Source organism: Pseudomonas sp. P5_A2_2 (assembly GCF_054177685.1).
Map to the genome: position 1 here is coordinate 1 of NZ_JBGCUL010000959.1, position 1671 is coordinate 1671.

The window sequence follows — 1671 nt, forward strand, 5'->3', positions numbered from 1 at the left end:
CACCTCGCGGGCGTCGTAACGCTCGAATGCCAAGCCGGTCATCGTCTCTACGATAAACGTCGCCACTCCTTCGCCCCGAGCGCTCGGCGAGACGATGACATTGCCGATACAGCAAACGCCATTGCGTTGCGCTCGATAGAAATTGGCAAACCCAACGACAGTCCCATTGATCTCCACGACGGTAGAGTCGAAGCGTTGGGAGATCGCGGTAATCAACYGCGTTTCCGTTAGCGGGAAGTGCGCCTTCGGAAACATGAAAAACAACTCTTGAGCGTTCTGAGGAAAGCCGCAGATCACTTTAACGTCGCTAGCCTTCACTGGCCTGTGGTTCAGTTTCATTGCTCGTCTCCAAGCTCCTTGAATCAGTACCTTAGCTGCTAGTTCAGGGGGCTGGAAAGCAATGGCATGTCCGCAACTGGCCGATCACGGCCTGTAATGACTGACCGAAACCCACAACCCATGGCAGACAGTCCGGACACTAGAGTCAGGTGTCGGATTGATGAGCCGCCCAGTGTTTCATCTCTTCTGCAATGAAGTGGTTCACCAGGTCACTGTACATCTTCTCGATTGCATCCGGGCTCAGGCCCTCGGCCTCGGCCCACTCGCGTCGTGTCGCCAACATGGCCTTGAAACGCTCCGGAGCACGCACCGAAGTCGCTGAGGTCTTGTACTTCGAGGCCGCCAGTACATAGTGAAAACGCTTGCCCAACAGCTTGATAACAACCTGATCAAGGGCATCGATTTCGCGGCGGATATCCTCCATGCCTGCACACTCTTCGGGCTGCAACTGATTGATGACGTCCATGTAGTTGACTCCGTTTGCTGAAAGTTCGTGGGCCTTTGGAAGAAGTATCGGCGCGCTGTCTTCCGTGAGCGATACAGCTTGAATACCATAAAATCCGCTGCCTTATCGATTAACGTGGTTTAAAGAGTTCGCCGATCTGCCTTAGCCAAAAAACCACGCAGTGTGGTGAGCAGGTTCTCCGATGGTGGTCGTGCCTGAGTTCAGGCCAGCTGAAAATCCAAGGGGATGCTTTGGCGGCGCAACGCTCAATCGTCGCCAAACATTTGGGGATCCGGGAACGCAATCACAGACGGTCAAAATCCATCAATTTTTCGCCATCCGCTTGACAGCCCACTGACTCATCGACCGCTCAGGACTTCATTTTCACGACTCTGGAGTCCTGCCAGTCTTGCAACAGAGAATCCCAAGGGTTATTTCGCCTCTTCACATCCATGCGCTGATTTCCAAATACTCCTTGCCCACAAAATCGCGCATGGCGAAATTTTGATACTACACGTCGAGTTGGGGGGAGCGACGAAGCGCTGACGACGATTATTGTTTTCGCACAAAAGCAGGAAACAATAATCATGCTGCCGTTGATCAAAAGAATAGACAGTCACGTTCATTTTTATACATCGCAAGACCTGCGCCGAGTGGCCGGTTCGCTGCCCTATGCATTACCTGAGCCGCATCCGCTGACGGCTTATCTGGATACATTGATCGATGCCGGAATTGCTCCGACGCTCCTCAATAATGTCCATTTAAGTATTCTGCCTGATTCAGAAAACGTATTTGCTTCATTTGACGAACTCAAGCATCTCCAGGCGGCCAACCCTCTGCGCGATGGGGACGTCAAACTGGTGGGGACGATCAAGGCAGAACCTGCT

2 protein-coding genes and 1 pseudogene are annotated in these 1671 nt (G+C 52.8%); 1 reads left to right on the plus strand and 2 read right to left on the minus strand.

Features of this window, described 5'->3' with window-relative positions:
- Positions 1-339 (minus strand): GNAT family N-acetyltransferase (locus ACXRVY_RS27765; protein WP_458238806.1); only part of this gene is annotated, 339 nt, incomplete at its 3' end.
- A gap of 145 nt (positions 340-484) precedes the next feature.
- Positions 485-805 (minus strand): isochorismate lyase, encoded by a 321-nt coding sequence (locus ACXRVY_RS27770; RefSeq protein ID WP_108219545.1) that lies wholly within the window; start codon positions 803-805, stop codon positions 485-487.
- Positions 806-1371: 566 nt separating this feature from the next.
- Here ACXRVY_RS27770 and ACXRVY_RS27775 point away from each other — a divergent pair.
- Positions 1372-1671 (plus strand): annotated as a pseudogene (locus tag ACXRVY_RS27775) (amidohydrolase family protein); the annotation flags it as partial.